Consider the following 21,554-nt stretch of genomic DNA (forward strand, 5'->3'; position numbering starts at 1 on the left):
CGACCACCAGAAATCAAGAATAGGTTTGGTTATGATTTGAAAAACCTGGAGTGGGGACCATGCAGTTTGTCAAACGAATCGCCTGTCACCGACCTCAAGTGAATGCCTTGCACCAAATCTCTCCCTGGCGTGCAGGCAGTAGTAAAGTCCGCGGTGGACTTTTTCTCGTTGGATGTCTCCTCGATTTAGACCCGCGTGGTCTTGGATTGTTCTGCAACGGATATGGGAATTCGAGTTGCCCTGCATCATCAAACCGTCTACGAGTACGACCGGGACGTTCAGTTAGGTCCTCAAATCGTTCGCCTCAGACCGGCCCCTCATTGCCGGACACCGGTGATGAGTTACTCGATGAAGGTCGTGCCGCACGATCATTTCTGCAATTGGCAACAAGACCCGCAAGGGAACTATATCGCTCGCCTCGTCTTCCCGAAGAAGACTCAAACGTTTTCCATCGCAGTCGACTTGATCGCCGACTTGACCTCCATCAATCCTCTCGACTTTTTTCTCGAAGCGTATGCGGAGACGTACCCGTTTGTTTACGAACCTTGGCTTCTCAAGGAGCTAGCTCCTTTTCTGATCCAGATCGACTCGAAGCCTGAACAGGAAGGGCTCGATCGATGGCTCGCGAAATCGAAGGTCTCGAAGCTACGGACCATCGACTTGATCGCCGAAATCAATCGCCGCTTGCAGGAAGAGATCCGATACGAAATTCGCATGGAACCCGGGGTTCAATCTCCGCTTGAGACATTGCAGCTCAATTCGGGGTCCTGTCGCGATTCGGCTTGGCTTTTGGTTCATCTGTTCCGACGCTTGGGTTTGGCAACACGGTTTGCGTCTGGCTACCTCATTCAATTGGCGACCGATGTTAAATCCCTCGATGGTCCGTCCGGCCCAGTAGAGGACTTCACCGATCTGCATGCTTGGGCGGAAGTCTATTTGCCAGGGGCTGGGTGGATCGGACTCGACCCGACCAGTGGATTGTTTTGCGGCGAAGGGCATTTGCCGGTGGCTTGTACCCCCGATCCCTTTACCGCCGCCCCGGTGACAGGGCTGGTAGAACCGGCCGAATGCAAATTCCACTTTGAAATGTCCGTCCAACGCTTGGTAGAAGACCCGAGAACTACCAAACCCTACACGCAGGACCAATGGGATCGAATTCATCAACTGGGGCTCCGAGTCGACGAGCAACTCAAGCAAGATGATGTGCGACTGACATTCGGAGGAGAACCGACCTTCGTTTCCATCGATGACATGGACGGTCCGGAATGGAACACCGATGCAGTCGGACCTACCAAACGGGTGCTCTCTGGACAGCTGATCAAACGTCTTCGGGAGGCGTTTTCGCCAGGTGCTTTTCTCCATTACGGAGAGGGGAAATGGTATCCAGGCGAGTCCCTTCCTCGCTGGGCATTGACCTGCATCTGGCGATTAGACGGTCAGCCCATTTGGCAAAATACCGAATGGATCGCCGACGAATCTCGCAACTATGGTTTCACGTTCAAACAGGCGAGGCTCTTCTCCGAATGTCTAGCCGAGATGCTAGGTGTTGACCCGAAATGGCTAATGCCCGCCTACGAAGATGTCTACTACTACCTGTGGAGGGAACAGCGTCTGCCGGTCAACATCAAACCCTGGGACCCGCGTCTCGAAGACGAGGAGGAGCGAAGTCGGCTCTCTCGCGTTTTCACGCGAGGGCTGAACAAACCGGTAGGGGTCGTATTGCCCATTCGCAGACAATGGTGGCAGGGTAAAGGGAAATGGGCGAGCGGTCCATGGCCCGTGCGTCCAGAGAGGCTCTTTCTGTTACCTGGGGACTCTTCGGTCGGTCTTCGATTACCTCTCGACACGCTCCCCTTCTCTTCTGCATCGGGGATGCATGGCGTGATTCCAGCCGATCCCTTTTCGCAACGTCCCTCCTTGCCCTCACCTGTTCCCGTCGTCTCACAAATCAAACAAGATCGGCACGAGCTGGAGCATCGCCCCAATCGAATGGGCTGGGGCTCCGTCGTGCCCGTCGGAATGGACGAGGACCATTGGTGGTCCGAACAGCAAGCTGCCAAACGCGAACAAGACCCTGCACCGGATCAAGTCGTCCGAACTGCTTTGTGCGTCGAACCTCGCGAAGGTCGTTTGTACGTCTTCATGCCTCCAACGGAAACACTCGAAGACTATCTCGATCTATTGTGGGCGATCGAACAGGTGGCCATCGATCTCCAGATGCCGGTCGTGATCGAAGGTTACTTGCCTCCGCGAGACCACCGCGTGCAGATAATCAAGGTGACTCCAGACCCGGGAGTGATCGAGGTCAACATCCATCCTGCGAGCACTTGGACCGAGTTGGTCCACAACACGACCACTCTCTACGAGGAAGCGAGACAATGCCGTCTCGCGACGGAGAAGTTCGATCTGGATGGCAAGCACACTGGAACAGGGGGTGGCAATCACATCGTCATGGGTGGACCCACGCCTTGGGATAGTCCCTTCCTTCGAGCTCCCCACGTCCTGCGGTCTCTCATCGCGTTTTGGATCAATCATCCCTCCCTGAGCTATTTGTTTAGCAATCGGTTTGTCGGCCCCACCAGTCAAGCGCCTCGCGCCGACGAGGGTAGACACGATGCGATCTACGAATTGCAGACTGCGTTAGAGCAGATCCCCAAGCGAGGGGAGGACTGTCCACCTTGGTTGGTCGATCGCATTCTCCGCAATTTGCTCATCGATTTGACCGGCAACACCCATCGCGCTGAGATTTGCATCGACAAACTCTATTCTCCCGATAGCTCCACCGGACGGCTGGGACTGGTCGAGCTCCGCGGATTCGAAATGCCCCCTCATGCCCAAATGAGTTTGGCCACCCAATTGCTTGTTCGGTGCTTGGTCGCCACATTCTGGCGGCAAGAGTACAGCGAGCCCTTGATCCGGTGGGATAACGATCTTCATGATCGCTACATGCTCCCCCACTACCTTTGGAAGGACTTTCAATCGGTGCTTCACACCTTGCAATCCGCAGGCTGGGACTGGGAAGAAACTTGGTTCGCTTCGCATTACGAGTTCCGCTTCCCACCGATCGGGATGGTCGAGTACGACAACGTCGGTATCCACCTCAGAACTGCTATCGAGCCTTGGTACGTCATGGGTGAAGAGCCTGCAGGAGGAGGGACGGTCCGATTTGTCGACTCCAGTGTCGAAAGACTGGAGGTCAAAGCCTTGGGACTCGATCCAGCCCGCCATCGAATTCTTTGCAACGGACTTCAGCTGCCCCTTCAACCGACAGGATCTCCGAGCGAGCATGTTTGCGGGGTGCGTTACCGCGCTTGGCAACCACCGAGCTGTCTGCATCCGACCATCGCCGTTCACACGCCCTTGGTGTTCGAACTATGGGACGTGTCGGGGGGGCGATCGCTCGGGGGCTGCACCTACCACGTCGGGCATCCAGGCGGGCGGAACTACGCGACGTTTCCAGTCAACGCATTGGAGGCCGAAGCCCGCCGGACAGCGCGCTTTGTCAAAGTGGGTCAAAGCCCCGGACCGGTTCACCCCAAGATGCCTCGCCCCAATCCCGAATTTCCATCGACATTGGACCTTCGTCGAGAGCGTTTCTAGAGCAGCGCCTTGAAGAGCTTGTTGAGGCGCGTGTTGCTGGATCTGGAAAGTCGGGTAGATTGAACGGCTTTCTTGATCCACCAATGCGGAGTCGACCTTTGGACATTCGAATTGAAGAGAACGCCAGCGAGTTGGGTAAGAATGCAGGCTCGCTGGCAGGAGAGATTCTTCGAGCGGCTTTGAAATCGCAATCACGTGCCCGCCTCATCGTTGCAACCGGCGCCAGTCAATTCGAAACCTTGGCCACCTTGACGAGCGAACCAGGGATTGATTGGAACCGCGTGGATGGCTTCCACCTGGATGAATACATTGGCCTCAGTGCCGACCATCCAGCCAGCTTCTGCGGCTACTTGCGAGATCGCTTTGTGAAAAAGGTGCCTATCGGATCCTTTCACTATTTGAACGGATTGGGAGAGCCAGCCCAAGTCATCGCGGGGGCGAGCCAAGCATGGAGGGCCGCCCCCATCGATCTCGCGTTGATCGGCATCGGTGAGAATGGTCACTTGGCTTTCAACGATCCTCCCGCGGACTTCGAGACGACCGAGGAATACCATATTGTCAATCTCGACGAGGCCTGTCGACTTCAGCAAGTAGGAGAAGGTTGGTTCGCATCGTTGGCCGATGTTCCAACCCGCGCATTCAGCATGACCGTCTCGGCAATCCTTGCATCCAAGGCGATCATTTGCAGTGTTCCAGATGAACGCAAAGCCGTCGCAGTTCGCAATGCTCTAGAGGGACCTCTTACCCCCGACGTCCCAGCCTCCATTCTTCGCCAACACCCAGCTCTAACGCTTGTGCTGGACAAAGCGAGCGCATCGAGACTCTCGAAGTAGCCGCAAGTTGTAAAAATAGTGGACCAAGGGGCGTTACAGGTGTCATTGCTAGCCCTTGTCGGAAAGTGGAGGGGACAGATCATTGCCGAAGGGTTGCTGGTCGATACCTTTGCGTGTCGGATGGATACCGTGTGTCCTGTTCAACTTTGTTGCCGACAACGCACTTGTTTTGACCCAATCCCGTTGCACCGGATGCAACCACAACGAAGAAAAGGAGTCTCCAATGCTGGTACTCTCGCGACATCGAGATGAAAGCATCATGATCGGCGATGACGTAGTCGTCACGATCGTGGACATTCGTGGGGATAAAGTGCGGCTTGGTATCGAAGCCCCAAACGATATTCCTGTTCACCGTCAGGAAGTCTATGAGGCGATCAAACGTGAAAATCGCAAAGCGAGTCACATCCAGCCAGCCGAACTCCGCGGCTTGAAGGATGATCGTTCCTAGGACGGTTCGAAGGTGATTGGGGCCGGGACCAGCAAGCCATCGGCCTCCGCCACCTTCAAAACCATCGTTCCCATAGCTGCTCCGGCGGCAAAGTTTCCTTGAACGGAATCTTTGCGGCCACGCAGTAGATACGCGAGAGGCCTCGCGTAGGCTGCCGACTGGGTCGGTTCCGTCTACGCGAGGCCTCTTCCTTTTCCGATCCCGATTCCCGTTCCTCATCGCTCCGCCGTCCAAATTCATCTGGCCCCCCACCCTAGGACTTGCTAGAGTCCCCTGCATTGCGTGTCGAAAACGTGGGATTGCCCCCGCGGCTGATCATCTGTTTGGAAACAGTCAAACCTTCGACACGCGGCGAAGCTACTCAGGACGCCAACGGCAAGGAGCAATGCAATCATGGCTAACAATCTCGGATTGTTTCAATGGATCCGCGAAGGAGTGCGACAATCGGTTCTGCTGGGTGTCACCGACGCATTGGAATCGATCGGTTCTCCCGATGATTCGAACAAACTGCACCCGGCGTTGATGTCCCTCTCGTCGTCCCCCGCAGGCCATCTGCAATCCGCCGAAAACGGAGAGGTGACGCCGCGCCGTAACAATGCTTCTCCCCGCAAACGCCTTGGGCGCTCCCTCAAAGAAATGGACCCGACGAAACCAGCGACCTAATCGCCAACGCGTCGATCGTCCCATTTTGATTTCTCGCGATTCCCTAGCCTTGGTTCCACCGAGAGTCGTCACTATTATGCAACCGTTCCCGCTTGCTCATTCAAGACGAACGATTGCTACGGCTCTTTCGATTGCCCTGAGCATGCATTGCATCGGTTGCAATCTGATGGAACGAACCACTCTCTCGGTCCCCTCGATTCCTCTCAACAAAAAAACGGTCCTCTCAAATCCACTCCTGGTCCCAACGCAGGACTCGGAGTTCCTGTGGAATCAAGTCATCGATACCGTCGAAGACTACTTCGATCGCAATCGAAGCGAGATCAGACCGGTCCGCGATGGCGTTCAATGGATTGAAGGCCGCATTGAGACCTATCCGCAAATTAGCGCGACCTATTTGGAACCCTGGAGGAAAGATGCCCTCGAGGGCTATCAACGCCTGCAAAGCACGCTGCAAACCATGCGGCGAACCGCGATCATCCGTATGACTCCCGTGAATGATGGATTCTCAATCGCAATCGAAGTCATTAAAGAGATCGAGGATGTCAATCGCTCGCTCTTATCCTCGGACGGGTCCGCTACCTCGCGACACGATGGATCGATCGTTCGAGCTGACCCCGGATTGCTCGGAGCACCCATCACACAAGGTTGGATTCGACAAGAGAATGACACCGATCTCGAACAACGACTGCTCCGAGAAATACTTGGACGTGCAACCAATGTCCGCCCACCTCGAACACGCGTGATGGACCGAATTTTCAGATCGAATCCCCGTTAGGGCCTGCGCGGCAGGAAATACGCGGTAGGAAATAACCGGTGAAGAAATAAACCGTCACCGTACAGGCCGTTTGGATCGTCGACTTTTTGCGTGCTGACCAGTTCTGATGTAGCCCGTAACCGTCGTGCTGCAGGAAGGCTTACTTCCAATCGAGCCCTTCGTGGAGGTGATTCAAACTGCGATAGCCGTCCGACTCGACGACGACGATGTCTTCAACACGCACGCCGCCGATGGCTTTGGAATATAGTCCCGGTTCAATGGTCACAACATCGCCAACGAGCAATGTCGGGCCTCCCATCGCAAGCAACGGGGGTTCGTGAACCTCCAACCCGAGCCCATGCCCCGTTCCATGCGTCATGGCGGTATACGAATCGGGGGCATCGGCAGGTGGCAGCCCCATCGCGTAACCATCTTGTTCCATGGAGCGTATGGTCGCCTCGTGGACTTGCTGACCCGTTACTCCGGCCCGAACCGCAGACGTCGCAGCCCCCTTGGCTCGCACGACCGCAGAATGCATCCGCGCGAGAGTTTCCGAAACGCCCCCGTGAACCACAGTCCGTGTGCAGTCACCGTTGTAAAGCGTCTTCTTGTCTCGAGGGAAAATATCGACAATGACCGGTTCCTCGGTTCGTAAAAAACCGTGACCATGGTCATGGCAATCGGCACCGACCGGGCCACCCGCCACAATGGACGTCGGATTGGAGAACCCGAGCTCCAGGAGCCAAACGTCGATGAGCGATTGCAGTCGTTCCGATGTCAAGGGACCACCATCGTGGTAAAGGACCCCGTCGCGGTCCGCTACGGATCGCGCTACCGTTTGGCAAGCCCGTTCCATAACCTTTTCGGTCTGCTGCTGCGCGAAGTAGATCTTCTCGATCTCTTCCGCCGTCTTTTGACGCCTCTCGAGGATCCCCCAATCCAAATCGCACTGAACCTCAAGCCCCGCTTCGCGAAGCATATGAACATAGATCATCGGGATAGATCGATCGACAATGACGGTATCGAGTTTGCGACGTTTCAGGAACTCCGCTGCGGACTGAGCGGTCGCCGTTTCACGATCCCCAGACAATCCGTTCTTCGGAGCAAAATCCAAGGGAGACCAGCAATGGGTTGCCCTTGAATGTTTTCGAGCGCGGTCTAACTCAATATCGCGCAAGATGAAATGTCGCTCGGATAATTCTCCGTCGCTCAACTCAATCCAAACCACAGGGTCACCAACCAAAAACCCAGCGGTGCGGTAGAGCCCGGCGTTCAAAACGGGAACCCCGGCCATCATCTTGACGATTGGCATGCTTTCCTACGCTCCCTTGATCCGATCGACAATAATAAGAAGATGCTGAGCCGCTTGGACCGACCCCGCAAGCTTCACAAACTCAACCGCTGCTTCCAAGTGCTTAAGGTTCAAATTAGGACCTGGTTCGTCCGACGCAACATCCGGAGCGACAGCCCCCTCAATCTTGCGGCGCGACGACGGTACGGCTGCTTCCGCTCGCTTCATCTGACTCTTTACATTGGCGACATCCGCTGCCGTCACATTGTACTTTTCCAGCGCCACAACAACATCCTTATTGCGGGCTTCTGGGTTTTCCTCAAGAAAACTACGAATTCGTTGCGCTTTACTTGGTTCTTTGCTCATGTTGTCCGGCCGGGTTGAAGGAACAGTTTTTGCTTCGGTTTTATCAGAACGCGACTCCGCATCCCGAACCAAATGTTCGGGTACGCGGTCCATTAACTCATCGAGTGTTACAACTCGTTCAACGTCTATCATCTACGAGATCCCATTCATAAAAGGACATCGAATCAACCAATTCCAATGCCAAACCATCGCTGGCATTTGTAGACGTGCGATCAAGGCCCTGCCAACAGCGAGGAAATACAGTAAGTAATTGCAGTGACGAAATACAATCTTCCATCACAGCCCTAACAAACCATCGGATGAAACGCATCAAGAATTCCTGCAAGGAAGCTGTGCGCTCGGGTTTACATCCGATTTGGAGGCCAAGTCTTAAAAGCGTGCTTGACCGTTTCACTCTGGCATGACCTTTGGATGTGAATCAAATCGACGATCGCGCCAGATTAGAATCACGTCCGCATGATAGATCTTTCCTTGAAAACGTCAATGATCGGTCAGGCGGAATTCTCTTTATCCGGGCCTTCCACGCGTTTCGGACTGCTATGTCAAACCGGGCGGATTTGGCCTATGATCAAGCGAAAACGGGAACAGCAATAACGCCCTGAGCTGGTAGCGGAGATGAGTTTGCGCAACCGCGATTCCTTACAAACACGGAGTTGATGCGTCGAAATGGCCAAATCGCGTTGGATGGAGCATGAAGAGCCGGGCACCCAGGATGTGAAAAATGAAATCCTGCGTCTTCTCTGGTCCCTCAATAAAGGGGAGAGCGTGTGCCCGACAGACGTCGCTCGTGCGTTTGGCCCGAGATGGCGCCAGTACATTTCGCTCGTCAAAGAAGTCGCATCCGACATGTCTCGCGATGATCAGCTTGATGTAATCCAAAACGGGGAACTGATCGACGTGGATGAACGCGACTTGGAAACCATCAAAGGCCCCATTCGACTTCGACTCCCGCTGCGTTCCTCCGCAGTGGATACCGACCAAAAGTAAAAACTGGCATCAGATCATGAAGATCGGAAACAGCGACAAACGGTCCGAATCGGACCCGATGCTCGAGGAGACGGAAAGCCTCTCAAAACCCTGGTGCTACTTTTTGTTCCTACTCATCGCAGGGCACCTGCTGGCGGTCTTTTCCGAGCCCTTCCACTTTTTCGCTCGGAGCGAAATCCAAACGGCGTCGGACGCGACAGCGATTCGAAACCTCGTTCGACCTTATTCCCAATGGATGTTCTTGGATCACGGCTACTTTTTCTTTGCGCCTAATCCTGGCCCCGGTCACTTGCTCCGAATTGTCGCTTCGGACGATCCTGTCCCCCCGTTGCCTGACGACCGAAGATCCACACCCCTCGACGAAGTCGAACGGCTCGACGGCGATGGACACAAAGCGCGAATGCTTCCAGATCGGTCGAATCACTGGCCCCGTTTGCTTTACCACAGGTACTTCATGCTCTCGGAGTTCTATTATTCTCGTTATGCACCGAGGGCAATCTCTCGCGAGCTTTCCGCAGATGCAGCTTTCGCTTCTCGCTGGCAACTGGACCGAGAACTCTACGGTGCGCTCCGACAATCGATTGAACATCACTTTCGGAACAAAAACCATTCACCATTCCTTCGGATCGATCGTGTCGAACGCTCGCTTCCTCCCCCCGAAATCATTCTGAAGCAGCAAGTGCGATTGTCCGACCGTCGCTGGTTATCGGTATTGCCGGAATCCATGGACCTGGAGCTGCTCCCCAGTGGCCAACCGAATGCGGAGGCTCAACCGTGAGCAGGGATCGTGAACCCGAATGGGTGCTCCGTGTGCGACAATTCTTTTTTGAACCGTACGCGGCCGACACTCTAGCGATCATCCGCATCGCAACCGGATTGATGATAGCCTACATCCATGCGATCTGGCTCCTAGGTAGCGATGACTTCTTCGGCCCCCAAGCCCTGGTAAATCTCGATGTGTGGAACCAACTCCATCGAGGACCCATCCCGGACTGGAAGTGGAGCTATCTCGCGAACACCGATAGTCTTTTCATCGCTCGATTGCATGAATCGCTGGGAATCGTTTTTGGACTGCTCGCAGCATGCGGACTCTTCACCCGAGCCGCATTGATCCTCGCGTGGTTCTTCACCTTGATGACAGTACATCGTCTGACAGGCTTCCTCTTCGGTCTGGATCAGATCGTCCTTATGCTGACGGGCTACCTTTGCTTGGCGCAATCGAATCGCGTGGCCAGCCTCGATCGTTTCCTGGTGAAAACAGCCCCGTCCATTGCGAGAAACCCTGCAGTTCGCCTCCTCACTGGATGGCATGGTGACACCGAGAACGCCCACGCGACCAGCTGGAAGAATCGGTTGGCAACTCGATTGATGCAGATTCACCTTTGCGTGATCTATTTGTTTGGTGGCCTTGGCAAGCTACGAGGTGAGATGTGGTGGGACGGAAGTGCGATGTGGTACTCCGCCGCCGCCTACGAATACCAGTCGCTCGATATGACTTGGATCGGCTTCTACCCGCTTCTCGGGGCCGCCCTCACCCACCTCACTTTGTTTTGGGAGGTGGGTTACTTTGCGCTCGTTTGGCCGCGATGGACAAGACCCATCGCCATAACCGTAGCTTGGGGCGTTCACGGCGGAATCGCTATCTACCTCGGGATGATCACCTTTGGAACGATGATGATCATCGCGAATCTCGCCTTTGTGAGTCCGACGACTATGCGCCGAATTTTCCAAGCCGCCCAGCGTTGGAAAGGGCCAAAGTCATCAGGTATTGAGCCTCGAAATGCCCCAGCCCTCCAGTGATGCAGGTCGACTCGTTGAACGTCGTGTGAGGATCGGGTCGGCAACAATCCGAGACAAGCAACGTCGGTACCGGATGCCACGAGTGACTCTTGAGATAACTTGGAGTGCTATGGTCACCGGTCACGATCAAGACCGTTGGGTTTAGCTTCTGAATGCGAGGCATGATTCCGTCGAGCTCTTCGATTCGCTTCACCTTCTCATTGAAGTTCCCATCTTCACCGGTGCTATCGGTGTATTTGAAGTGGATAAAGAAGAAGTCGTAATCTTGCCAAGCCTTCTCAAGGGTATCGATTTGTTCTGCTAGCGTCTGCGCTTTCCCGATCACATCCATCCCGACCAACCGGGCCAAACCTTTGTACATGGGGTAGACTGCGATGGCTGCCGCCTTCAAACCATAAACTTCTTGATAGGAAGGCAAAGCCGGTTTGCTCGCGAATCCTCGCATCGTGTGGAAGTTCGCTTTGGGATGCCCTGCCAGAATCTTGCGGGCCTGTGCGAGAAACTCTTTCGCTACCTCCGCTGTTTTCTTGCTCGCCGCATCGTTGGCGCGAGGATCCAACGGGGGTACACCGGTTTTCTGAGGATCGGTATCCGCCACGTTGCCGCTCAAACCCTCTCCTCGCAAAACGACGACGAATCGGTGCTCCTTGACCGGCTCCACAAACACTTCTATTCCAGGAATCTTGATCTGTCGCAAGGAGATGGCTAGTGGAGCGCTCTCCTCCGAGCTGATCCGACCGGCTCGCCGATCAGAAATGTTCCCCGCTGCGTCTAAGGTGCAGAAATTGCACCGAATGGCGACATCCCCCTCCTTCAACTCGAAACCGATGCCGGTCGCTTCCAATGCACCGCGACCGATTTGATACGCGAGAGGATCGTAGCCGAAGAGTCCCAAGTGTCCGGGCCCGCTGCCGGGTGCAATGCCAGGTTTGACGGGAATACTCGCCCCTTGCACCCCGACCTCTGCCAACGCGGAAAGATGGGGAGTACTCGCGGTTTCTAATTCCGTTTTTCCACCTGGAATCATCGGCAGCCCCCCCAATCCATCGGCGACCAGCATCACGATCTTGCTATCGTTGCCCAGCTGTAATTCACGTGTCAGATCGTGCATATTCATTGTTTTGGATCCCTAGAAAGTTCTATGAAATGTGATGGCAGTATTCAAACAGATATCCAGTGAATGGCAAGATGGATTCGGCCCGCGACTCTTTCCCTGAAGTCGCTTCCTAGGTATGGTGCAGGCGTTTTCCAATCCGAATAAGGGCTCAAATATGTTTCAATCCAGGGCTGCGGTGGTTGGAACAGGCTTTATCGGGCCTGTCCACATCGAAGGTCTTCTGCGGGCAGGTGTGAGGGTACAAGGGGTCTTGGGGACGTCTCCGGAAAAAACACGTGCCGTCGCCACCCGTTTCGGCCTTCCGCGCGCGTACGCCCATTACCAGGAATTGCTGGAGGACCCCGCGGTTGATGTGGTGCATATCACCAGCCCCAACCGGTTTCATTTCCAGCAAACCATCGACGCCCTGAACGCCGGCAAACATGTGCTTTGCGAAAAACCCTTAGCGATGGACTCGCGAGAAAGTGCCCAATTAGTTGAACATGCACAAAAGACGGGACTGAAGACTGCCGTCAACTACAATGTCCGGTTCTACCCGCTCTGTATCGAAGCGGCAGAACAAGTCCGGCGAGGGGATCTGGGCGAACTATTTCACGTCACTGGAAGCTACGTACAAGATTGGTTGCATCAACCAACCGACTTCAATTGGCGAGTTCTCCAAAGCGAAGGGGGGGCCCTGCGAGCCATCGCGGATATCGGTACCCACTGGCTCGACCTGATCCAATCGATCTCCGGTCAGCGTGTCGTCTCCGTCTGCGCCGATCTGCAAACCGTCTTCCCCATTCGCATAAAACCTGCGGGTGGAACGGAAACATTTACGAGCAAGCTCTCTGCACCGAAGCTCCATGGAACCGATATCGCCATTGATACCGAAGATTATGGGGCACTTCTGTTTCGACTGGAAAGTGGAGCGAGAGGGTCGATGCACGTCTCGCAAGTTACGGCTGGGCACAAGAACTGTATCCGCTTTGAAATGGCAGGCTCCCAAAAATCGATCGCATGGAACAGCCAAACTCCAAACGAACTATGGATTGGAAATCGATCGTCTGCAAACAGTATCTTGCCTCGCGACCCGTCGCTGTTATCGGACTGCGCGGCCCAGCATGCCCAATACCCGGGTGGACACAACGAAGGATTTCCCGATACGTTTAAGCAACTGTTTCGGTCGTTCTATACGTCGATCGAAACTCCGGAATCGTCGATGCATCCAACTCCTAGTTTTGAGGATGGACATCGAGAAATACTTCTTTGTGAAGCGATTCATCGAAGTGCGCAGGAACAACGCTGGATAGAAGTCGGAAGCAAATGTCAGTAACGGATAATCAATGCGTTCAGTGGTTGGAACACGACCAAACGCCGATTCGAACGGCCGCCCTCGAATTGCTCAGCGGCAGCTTCAGTACCAACTCTCGTTGGTGCGAAGCGATTTTCCACGCATGGGACCGGTTTGGCACCACCGACGCCTTCCCTGAGTTCCCACTGCTTACGCACCTCGAGATCCCGACGGAAATGGTCTCGGAAGCGATCGAACGGGCGGCTCGCATGGTTGCTGGCAAACCGATTATCGATCGCGGTTGCCGTGCGGCAGGAAAATTGATCGAGGCGATCTCCGTTTCCACCCCCAACCATTTCATCGAACATCTCGATCGCATCGCGGATTTGAAAGCCTCCTCGAAGATCTTTTTCCGAGTTGATATCGAACGCATGAAGCACCGCGTTGAACTCCTCGAACGCGAGCCGGCCATCGAACCTCTCGCCGTTTGGTTCCACCGAGATGCCCCTCCTGAACTCCCCTACGGCATCTACCCTCATTTGGAAGCAGGTTACCTTCGCGGCCAGGCCGATGAAGCGCTGCGAATTGGCTTCGAACAACTGCGAAGCGAATCGAAAAAGCCGTTCGTTCTCGAAGCCTGCTTTGAACTGGCCTCCCGCTATCGGCTCCTCGGATACGAAACTTGGTTTGCCGATGGCTTGGACGACGAGAATACGGCAATCGCCGATGCTTCCGCAATCGCCTTAGCTCGCTGCAGGAACGACCAAGTCCTTTCGTTGATTGCGGATCGGTTCGCAAGTTATTCCAAATCGGGTCAGCTTCGGAGCATTGATGTGTTACGACGCAGCCGACTACCTAAAACTCCGGAACTCCTCCGGTTTCTCAAACCACACGCACAGGGAACGTCGGTACGAAGCGCGCTGTGTGTCGCAGAGATATTGCAGTTTGATTTTGCGGCACTCGAGGATTGGTTGGAGGCTCTGATGGTCATCGATGACTCGTCTTTGGCACGCATTCGGGCATTGCTCTGCTTGGCAGGACCTTTGTGCCTGGAGCTTCCTGAGTCCGACCGCGCCCGCGCACTGCATCTCGTGCGCACACGGGTCGCAGTCGCGTGAGCTACCCACCGATCTGGTACATGGCCCGCTCAGGTTGCTGAAACTCGGAATCGGAGATTCCGTGCGATGCGTACTTGGCCTGCACACAGGCCCATGCGAGGGCATGGATCTGCGCGGCACTCGCGTTCTCTCCGCACAGCCGACGCACATCCCACTCTTCTCTCCCAAAAAGGCAGTTCCGAAATTTACCGTCGGCGGTTAAACGAAGCCTGTCGCATTGCTCGCAGAAGGGAGTCGAAACGGGGTCGATGAATCCAACGATTCCCAAATGATTCGCAAAGCGATAGTCGGTAGAAGGCTGCGACGACTCCGTGCGAGGCATTGGCTCGATCGGTCCGAATCGCTGCTGAAGCAACGCTCGCAACTCCGCTCCAGAGACGACCTGCTGGCGACTCCACTGCCGGTCGGCATCGAGAGGCATGAACTCGATAAATCGCAAGACAAGCCCTCGCTCCAACGCAAACTCCACAAGCGGCATGATGTCATCGAAGTTGATGTCTCTCATGATGAGCGCATTCAAACGAACCGAAGCCTTCGTCCGAATAGCCCCTTCGATCCCGGCCAAAACGCGATGCACTCCCTCTCTTCGCGTCAAACGCTGAAAGGTTTCCTCCTGAAGCGTATCCAGCGAAATATTGAAATGGGAAAGCCCTGCTTCGACCAACGCACCTGCAGACTCTTCCAGCATCATGCCATTGGTTGTCATCGCAATCTTTTCGATCTCTGGAATCGCGCATAGCTGAGATACGAGCTGACGCAATTGAGGACGCATCAATGGCTCTCCCCCCGTGAGGCGAAGCTTCCGAATGCTGGAGCCGGCCAACGCGGTCACCACCTTTGCAATATCCTCAAAGGAAAGAAGCCGATGCTGCGGCAAGAATCCGATAACTTTTTCTGGCATGCAATATCGACATCGGATGTTGCACGCATCCGTAACACTGATGCGAAGCGACCGGTGCACACGACCAAAGCGGTCGACCAAGGGAGGGAAAGGGCCGCTCATGACGCATCCCCCGATCCGTTGGACGAATTTGGGGAAGATGCTGGCAAAGGATGGATCCACGTTGGGTCCTGCGCGGCAAACCATTCCTTCTTCCAAATCGGAACACGCCTTTTCAGCTCGTCAATCAACCATTGCCCCGCCTCAAACGCTTCGGCGCGGTGAGGGGTGCTAACGACGACGGCGACGCTCGGCTCTTTGATCTCGACGATGCCGACTCGATGGACCAAGCAAAGTTTTTGAATTGGCCATCGGGCATGGGCCTCGCGCGAAAGCTCCTCCATCTTGGCCAAAGCCATCTCGGTGTAGGCCTGGTACTCCAAATAGGCCGTCTCGCGACCATCGGTCCAGCGGCGCGTCGTCCCGATAAACGCGACAGTGGCACCGCACGACTCATCAAACGCGAGTTCAAGCAGTTTTGCAACGGGGATTGGATCCTGGGTGATTTCAATCATAGGATCCGATTGTCAACTCACTCTCCAAAAAGATCCAGATCCCGAAGATCGATTTCGTCACCTGGCAACAGTTTGGAAGTTTCGATCGATGCCAGAGCTTCGGGAAGAAACGACGCGGTCGAGATCAATTGCTCGTTGGGCTTCAGCCGCTGGGTGCGATACACATAAACCGAACCGTCTCCCACAATCTTCGCCTTGCGGCCCCCGATCAACACTCCCGTCCCTTCGTCGATCCCAATCCCCGTCCGGTCAGGATGAGACTGAACCGCTTTGGCCAGCCTTTGAAAACGCTTCTTTTGGGAAAAATGCTGGTCCACGATCGCCTTCGGAAGCATCGGAAAACCATGCGAGATTTTGGGCTCTGCCCAACCGCCTGCGATCATCAAACTGGAAGCGATCGCGGCTCCTGCACTGGTCCCACCTACAATCCCACCTCGTGAAACAACCGACAGAAGTGCTGACTCAATCGGCGTTCCCGCATAGCGTTCTGCAAGCCGGCTTTGATCCCCCCCGCTGATCCAAACCGCGGAGGCATTCCGCAAACTCTCCACCGACTGGGAGTCATGCATGGCCGCATTGCGATCCCGTGCATGCAGGATCTCAATACTCTGCCACTGAAATCCACTCCAGTAATCGATCCAATGCGTGAAATCCCCAAGATCGGAAAGGGCGGAAGCGGTTGGAATCAGAACCAATCGCCCATTTCGCCCGCGTCCCTCCTCGTGAAACACTTCACGAATCTGCTGGGGCAATACGCCCCCTCCGCATAACAAGATGCGGCCCCGAACCTCTTGCTCAACCCGTACGTCGACCGACTTGGATTCCAGTCGAGGTACCAATCGGGACGCAACCGTGAACTCGGGTGCAACAACTAGTTCGGTCGCGTCTTGACCAAAACCAGTTGACGTGCTCGCGATAAGTGGTATCCCGATAGCGGGAACAACCGCCGCGAACGATGCGATAATCTTCCTGACTAAACTTGGCATCTATCTTCTCGCCCTAGGTAGGTGTTTGGCTGGGGAGGGGGAGGTTGGGGTGGTAGTATAGTCCATCCGGTGCCGGCCGTGGAAAGACCAATCGCCGGCTAATCAAAAGGATGGCAAAATTTTTTAAGCGAGCGGTAACTCGCTCCGAGCTTGCGAGAGTCGGTCATGGAGGTCGATTACTCTTACTAAATAAGGTGCTGTTCCTTCAGGCCCCACCGTCTCGAGCCATCGGCAAGACGCATAACCGCGCGCGATGGACTCGTATTGCTCGATCCATTGCTCCCGTACCGGCATTTGGGCCGCCGGAATAGGCCACACCGACCTTGGACGCATCCGCTCGCTCAAGCCACATCTCCAGGGTTTCGCCGTGAGTCGGGCGCGAAAACAACTTTGATTCTTGCACATCATAACTGTTTCGCGTGATGACATACCCCTCTCCCTCATCGATGATCTCCTCCCGTATCGGAATTCCATCGGCACCATTGTACGGGACCTTCCGCTCTCTCAACGAAACGACTTGAGGTTGGCTCTGCCAGCGTCCGACGGCTTCGTTCAGACGGTCCTGAGCATGCGATAAGGCTTCCGCCCAATGATGAGGTATGTACATGACTTCAAAGCTTACCAATGCTAGCAATGTCTCGTTCGTGGTTGTCCGAATTCCTGGCGATTCGTCGGCATATTCGAGGATTTGCAGTAGGATGCAGACCTCATGGATAGGTATCCTATCGGGCGCAACGTTCTCCAAAAAGCAATAATCTGAATTGGCAATGATGGATCATTGGCTCAAGCAGCTCATTCAGGATGACTTCACGCGTGCCCGCATGGCTGCGTGTCGATCGTTCGTACGCTGTTTGCTCTTTTGTATTGCTTGCTTTCCGTTCGTCGCCCCACCTCGCGTACAAGCTCAATCAGGCGATTCCCCGAACGCATCAGCACCGACCTTGGAACCGGTCGGCCTGCGAATCACTTGGGGATCTCCGCAGCTCTCGGATTTTTCCGTGGAATGGCTTCCCTCTCGAAGCGAAGTGTTGCCGATTCGCCAACTCGGTATCAATCCCGATGACTCCGGATCTTGGATCGCATCCCCTGCTGCTCCCCTTCGATTGACCGATTCCAATACCCTCTTCGGCGGAGGCGATTTCCACTGGAAGTCCAATCTTCAGTCGACCCTCAAACTAATCATCCAAAGTCAGCGTGTCCAAGACCGTGAGAAATCCTCCCCCACTATAAAGGAGATCGAATGGAATTGGGTTTCGCTACTCGATTCCTTGCAAGACGGGCCGATCGAACTCCCTTTGCATGACGGAGCGACCCTTCGATTGGATCGCATTCCAGGTGACCCCCTGCAGATCCTGAGCGAACGAACCAGTTGGGTCGTTCAATCGGGCGCCCCGCTGGAATTAAGCGTCGCTCCCAAGGCACTTCCTTGGCGCGACCAAATAGGCAAATTCGAAGCCAAACTTGTGCGCGCTGGGAGCGATGAAGTTCTTTGGCAAACCGAACAATCCGTTCCGCTCAACAGTTTGGGCTCGGGTGATCCGATAGCCATTCGAGCCATAGCACCCGATGTAGGAGGCGTGCTGGAATTGCATTGCAGTCTAGAGCCCAAACGGTTTCTGTCGAATTGGACCCATTCCAAAAGCAAAGTGCAACGGGTTGTTCAATTCGCTGCCTTCGCCGATAAAGTTGATGATGCGAGTGCGTCGAACAAAAGCGCTCAACCTACGTGGGATTGGCGACGCCACTCGTTCTGGCAGACCTCCACCAGTCGTCCCGTCCAACACTCCGATCTTCGGAGGAACCAAGCGATCGATCGATGGCGGGCGACGAAGAAATGGTTTTCCAAAGGGGACGCGAATCGGCTAGATCCATTTTTAATTCCACCCAATGAGTCGATTCGGATCCCTCTCCACATCGCCGATTCGAGAACTCCCCTCACCCTTCATGTCGGCATCGAAGGCTGGTGGCAGCAGGCACACATCCGAGTCTGGGAGGCGACAGAAAACTCAGATCCTCGAGCAGGGGGAGCCAATGCGCGAGGCGGGGCTATGCGATTGCTTGTCGAACGCCCATGGCGACCAAGGTTAGACGAACTTGGACGCATGCTGGAATCGAGCCAAGTAACCGAGGAAGTCGAATCGCTGCGGTCGATCGCGTTTCTGACTTCTCAAAAAGAAGTGGTCATCGAAATCGCGAATCGCTCTCTCACCGAGTCGATTCGCATCGGAAACCTAGCGGCCCAATCCGCCTTGCTCGATGGGTACAAGAGCGAGTCCTCGCCCGAGGAATCAACCGGCCGATCAGATTCCCGCTTGGTTACGGAGTACTTGAGCGTCGACGACTGGCGAGCCCTCCTCGAACTCGGCAAAAACATTACCGGTGAAGCATCTGACAGCTGGGAATCGATGGATATTGCGCTAAGAAATTGGTTCGCCTCGGCGAAGAGCCGCGGGGTTGGACAAGTCTCGATTCCGATCCTTTCCAAAGGTTCGACGCTCTATCCAACTCGAAAACTCGTTTCGAAACCTTGGCTGCAAACCGGTCTTTTTTCGGATACAGGAAACGACCCGATCGACAAAGATGTCGTTCGATACCTCTACCGCTTGAGTCACGAATTCAACATCGCGTTTTTGCCATGTTTTGAACTGAATTTTCCGCTCGGCGAATTTCTGCATTTTCATCGGGAGGATATGGAATCGCTCCTCTTCGTCGCGGGCAATGGCGACCCGGTCACCGCGCGGCGCAATCCACTCTCCGCCGCAGCGATACGCTGTCTGCAGGAGCTTTGGCTGGAGTTTGACAACATGTATCGCGACGAACCGGGCTACGTGGGGTACGCCGTTTTGATCGATTCCGAAAGCCACTTATCGATCCCAAGACAATGGAATTTACTTGCGGACCCAATCTTAGATCTTTTCGCAACCGGTCTAGCAGGAAATGTTCCTCGAACGCGTGCGGATCGCATGAAGGTCTTTGAATCGATCCATGAAAAATCGTTTGAGGCTTGGCAGTTTCAGCAAGTTATCACGACGATGGAAAGCCTCGGACGCGATCTGCAACGGGTCTTCGTACCAAACACATTCGCCGTAGGAGGCATCAAAACCAAACGAATCGAAATCGTACCGATCGATCCGGGTAACGACCTTGCGGGTCGGGACATGCTCGTGGAATGGTGGATGGTTGGCCCCGTGAACAAAACGTTTCGCGCTCCCGCATTCGGCAATCTCGATCGTCACTACTTGCTCGGCCAACCCAATGTTCCATCTCTATCCTGGTTCGCTGCAGCGAATGTTGTACCTCGTGTCCATGGTCAACCAGCAATGGAACGGATCAAGATCTGGCAGCGTAGCGATGCCGGCAATCAGACCCACGAAGCCTTCATCATCAATGCCACGCCCTGGAACTGCCACCTCGAGTTTTCTTGGAACACCCCACCGAGCGATCTGCAGCAGATTCCTATCGATCGTGTCCCAGCGGATGCAACATTGTCCGCCACCGATCACCACTCTTTGACATCCAGTCCGTACAGCGCTCGCCTTCTTCGCTGGACTGGGGATGGAGCATCGATCCAACAATGGCGAGTCCAACAGGAGGGGACGCTCGAGCGGGTGGATCAAATGCTTCGTTCGATGGATCAATCGGTCACGAATCTCAGCTCGGCACACACCGCAACCGGTCTGCTTGAAAACGAAGATTTCGAACTCCCACCCAAGTCGAAGGGGAACGAAATCGCCTCGGGATGGGCTGCATCGATGAACCCTAAAGCCACTGTCATGTGGGGAGATAACGCAGGATTCGCTGCAGGAGCCGGATTGCAAATTCGATTTCAATCCGCAGGGGAGATCGCATGGCTGCAGTCGACCAACTTCGAATCCGACCGCAATCGGCTCCGCCTCCAACTCCACGTCGCAGAGTCGCACGGAAAGATCGAACAAGGGTCGGCCACACTTCTCCTCTGGAATCCTAATACCGCGCGTTTCGAGACAGGCCCGACCAAGCCGATTCAACCTCGCACCGATTTCTCGGAAGGAGCATGGAGGGAGTGGGTGGCCGATTTCACGGCTGAACTGTCTGCCAAATGGAGCGACAACACGTCGAGGATCTATAAACTCCAACTCGACATCGCAGGGCAAGGAGAGGTTGCCATCGATTCGGTCCGGGTTAGCAACGACTTTCTAATCGAATCGGAAAGAGCCGATCTTCGCAATCGCGCATTCGCTGCCAAACGCGCTTGGGTGGATGGCAATGGTGACCCTGCTATTCGATTGCTCGAAGGAACTTGGTCCCGCCTCCTACGATTGCATCCCGCCGCCTTAGCACTTCAATCCCCAGAAAAGATCACGCACGCGACGAAACAAAATACTTCCCCGAAGACAGGGCCAAAAACTTCTGATGCCGCAGCGCCAAGCAAAGCGGCGGCCCGACGATGGCGAATCTTCGATCGCCAATAAGAATCTTATTGCTACCTACCCGATGCTTTGTTCGGTGGTTTGCTCGAGCTGAGAGGGGAAAATCGCGCCGACGATCATCGCCGCCATGGAAGACGTATGGATGATCCAGCAGCCTTCGTTCGATAGAATCGTTCGAAGGGTCCCCCATGCGACCAACAGCAGAGCTCCGAAAAAGACCCGTTCGGCGATGCGGCGAAAGCCAGCATCTTCCGTTCCTCTTGCTAACCACAACGAAGTGACCGCAACCAAGGGAATAACCCAGGGATAGCTACCCGCCAACACTTCAAACCAGTGAGGTGCATGCATTTGTTCGGCTTCCTTGCCAATCAAGCGTTTGAATCGACCGAAAAGAAGTCTCTCTTTTTTCAAAAAAAGATTCAAGATCAGTCCTGTACGCTTCTACAAGGGCCCA

Annotated in this window: 19 protein-coding genes; 11 read left to right on the forward strand and 8 right to left on the reverse strand. The window is 54.9% G+C overall.

Annotated elements, in window-relative coordinates:
- Window positions 1-222: 222 nt before the first annotated feature.
- The 5 genes from SH467x_RS03815 to SH467x_RS03835 all read left to right on the forward strand — a co-directional run bounded on the left by SH467x_RS03815 (window position 223) and on the right by SH467x_RS03835 (window position 6,319).
- Window positions 223-3,600 carry a transglutaminase family protein gene (locus SH467x_RS03815; RefSeq protein WP_482369967.1) on the forward strand — a complete coding sequence of 1,126 codons (3,378 nt, stop codon included), beginning with the start codon at window positions 223-225 and terminating at the stop codon, window positions 3,598-3,600.
- Window positions 3,601-3,698: 98 nt separating this feature from the next.
- A complete protein-coding gene (locus SH467x_RS03820) occupies window positions 3,699-4,433 on the forward strand; it encodes a glucosamine-6-phosphate deaminase (protein ID WP_482369968.1) in 735 nt (244 codons plus the stop codon).
- A 223-nt stretch (window positions 4,434-4,656) separates the two neighbouring features.
- Complete coding sequence (gene csrA, locus SH467x_RS03825; protein WP_146676239.1) at window positions 4,657-4,881, forward strand: carbon storage regulator CsrA; 225 nt, start codon at window positions 4,657-4,659, stop codon at window positions 4,879-4,881.
- A 393-nt stretch (window positions 4,882-5,274) separates the two neighbouring features.
- Window positions 5,275-5,544: a hypothetical protein gene (locus tag SH467x_RS03830; RefSeq protein WP_482369969.1), complete on the forward strand. Its 270-nt coding sequence runs from the start codon at window positions 5,275-5,277 to the stop codon at window positions 5,542-5,544.
- 166 nt (window positions 5,545-5,710) lie between these two features.
- Entirely contained in the window at window positions 5,711-6,319 is a 609-nt protein-coding gene (locus tag SH467x_RS03835) for a hypothetical protein (RefSeq protein WP_482369970.1), read from the forward strand.
- 139 nt (window positions 6,320-6,458) lie between these two features.
- Here SH467x_RS03835 and SH467x_RS03840 read toward each other — a convergent pair whose 3' ends face one another.
- Window positions 6,459-7,610, reverse strand: coding sequence for a M24 family metallopeptidase (locus SH467x_RS03840; protein ID WP_482369971.1), 1,152 nt, complete (start codon window positions 7,608-7,610; stop codon window positions 6,459-6,461).
- Window positions 7,611-7,616: 6 nt separating this feature from the next.
- Window positions 7,617-8,087 (reverse strand): hypothetical protein, encoded by a 471-nt coding sequence (locus tag SH467x_RS03845; protein WP_482369972.1) that lies wholly within the window; start codon window positions 8,085-8,087, stop codon window positions 7,617-7,619.
- Between the two features lie 534 nt (window positions 8,088-8,621).
- Between SH467x_RS03845 and SH467x_RS03850 the strand changes: the two genes are divergently transcribed.
- The 3 genes from SH467x_RS03850 to SH467x_RS03860 are packed head-to-tail and all read left to right on the forward strand — an operon-like array spanning window position 8,622 to window position 10,742.
- Window positions 8,622-8,942, forward strand: a complete 321-nt coding sequence (locus SH467x_RS03850; RefSeq protein ID WP_482369973.1) for a DUF3253 domain-containing protein — start codon at window positions 8,622-8,624, stop codon at window positions 8,940-8,942.
- A gap of 16 nt (window positions 8,943-8,958) precedes the next feature.
- Complete coding sequence (locus tag SH467x_RS03855; protein ID WP_482369974.1) at window positions 8,959-9,720, forward strand: hypothetical protein; 762 nt, start codon at window positions 8,959-8,961, stop codon at window positions 9,718-9,720.
- Window positions 9,717-10,742, forward strand: coding sequence for an HTTM domain-containing protein (locus SH467x_RS03860; protein WP_482369975.1), 1,026 nt, complete (start codon window positions 9,717-9,719; stop codon window positions 10,740-10,742). The genes SH467x_RS03855 and SH467x_RS03860 overlap by 4 nt, the downstream gene beginning before the upstream one ends.
- Here SH467x_RS03860 and SH467x_RS03865 read toward each other — a convergent pair.
- The gene (locus SH467x_RS03865; protein ID WP_482369976.1) at window positions 10,654-11,859 is read right to left on the reverse strand and encodes a 2,3-bisphosphoglycerate-independent phosphoglycerate mutase; all 1,206 of its coding nucleotides are present in this window, start codon (window positions 11,857-11,859) and stop codon (window positions 10,654-10,656) included. The genes SH467x_RS03860 and SH467x_RS03865 overlap by 89 nt on opposite strands.
- A gap of 154 nt (window positions 11,860-12,013) precedes the next feature.
- Here SH467x_RS03865 and SH467x_RS03870 point away from each other — a divergent pair, with 154 nt between their 5' ends.
- Together SH467x_RS03870 and SH467x_RS03875 are read left to right on the forward strand one after the other, a co-directional pair.
- The gene (locus tag SH467x_RS03870; protein WP_482369977.1) at window positions 12,014-13,174 is read left to right on the forward strand and encodes a Gfo/Idh/MocA family protein; all 1,161 of its coding nucleotides are present in this window, start codon (window positions 12,014-12,016) and stop codon (window positions 13,172-13,174) included.
- Window positions 13,165-14,250, forward strand: a complete 1,086-nt coding sequence (locus tag SH467x_RS03875) for a hypothetical protein (protein ID WP_482369978.1) — start codon at window positions 13,165-13,167, stop codon at window positions 14,248-14,250. The genes SH467x_RS03870 and SH467x_RS03875 overlap by 10 nt, the downstream gene beginning before the upstream one ends.
- 1 nt (window position 14,251) lies before the next feature.
- Here the strand turns inward: SH467x_RS03875 and moaA are convergent, their stop codons facing one another.
- The 4 genes from moaA to SH467x_RS03895 all read right to left on the reverse strand — a co-directional run bounded on the left by moaA (window position 14,252) and on the right by SH467x_RS03895 (window position 17,436).
- Window positions 14,252-15,253, reverse strand: coding sequence for a GTP 3',8-cyclase MoaA (gene moaA / locus SH467x_RS03880; RefSeq protein ID WP_482369979.1), 1,002 nt, complete (start codon window positions 15,251-15,253; stop codon window positions 14,252-14,254).
- Window positions 15,250-15,705 (reverse strand): molybdenum cofactor biosynthesis protein MoaE, encoded by a 456-nt coding sequence (locus SH467x_RS03885; RefSeq protein ID WP_482369980.1) that lies wholly within the window; start codon window positions 15,703-15,705, stop codon window positions 15,250-15,252. The genes moaA and SH467x_RS03885 overlap by 4 nt, the downstream gene beginning before the upstream one ends.
- A 17-nt stretch (window positions 15,706-15,722) precedes the next feature.
- Window positions 15,723-16,691, reverse strand: coding sequence for a cyanophycinase (locus SH467x_RS03890; protein ID WP_482369981.1), 969 nt, complete (start codon window positions 16,689-16,691; stop codon window positions 15,723-15,725).
- A 205-nt stretch (window positions 16,692-16,896) separates the two neighbouring features.
- Window positions 16,897-17,436: a hypothetical protein gene (locus SH467x_RS03895; RefSeq protein ID WP_482369982.1), complete on the reverse strand. Its 540-nt coding sequence runs from the start codon at window positions 17,434-17,436 to the stop codon at window positions 16,897-16,899.
- A 22-nt stretch (window positions 17,437-17,458) separates the two neighbouring features.
- Between SH467x_RS03895 and SH467x_RS03900 the strand changes: the two genes are divergently transcribed.
- Complete coding sequence (locus tag SH467x_RS03900; protein ID WP_482369983.1) at window positions 17,459-21,142, forward strand: hypothetical protein; 3,684 nt, start codon at window positions 17,459-17,461, stop codon at window positions 21,140-21,142.
- A gap of 15 nt (window positions 21,143-21,157) precedes the next feature.
- Here SH467x_RS03900 and SH467x_RS03905 read toward each other — a convergent pair whose 3' ends face one another.
- Window positions 21,158-21,523, reverse strand: a complete 366-nt coding sequence (locus SH467x_RS03905) for a hypothetical protein (RefSeq protein ID WP_482369984.1) — start codon at window positions 21,521-21,523, stop codon at window positions 21,158-21,160.
- Window positions 21,524-21,554: the final 31 nt, after the last annotated feature.

Origin of the sequence: Brakhagea slesvicensis, assembly GCF_052161625.1 — a bacterium.
Classification (GTDB): Bacteria; Planctomycetota; Planctomycetia; order Pirellulales; family Pirellulaceae; genus JBKCUI01.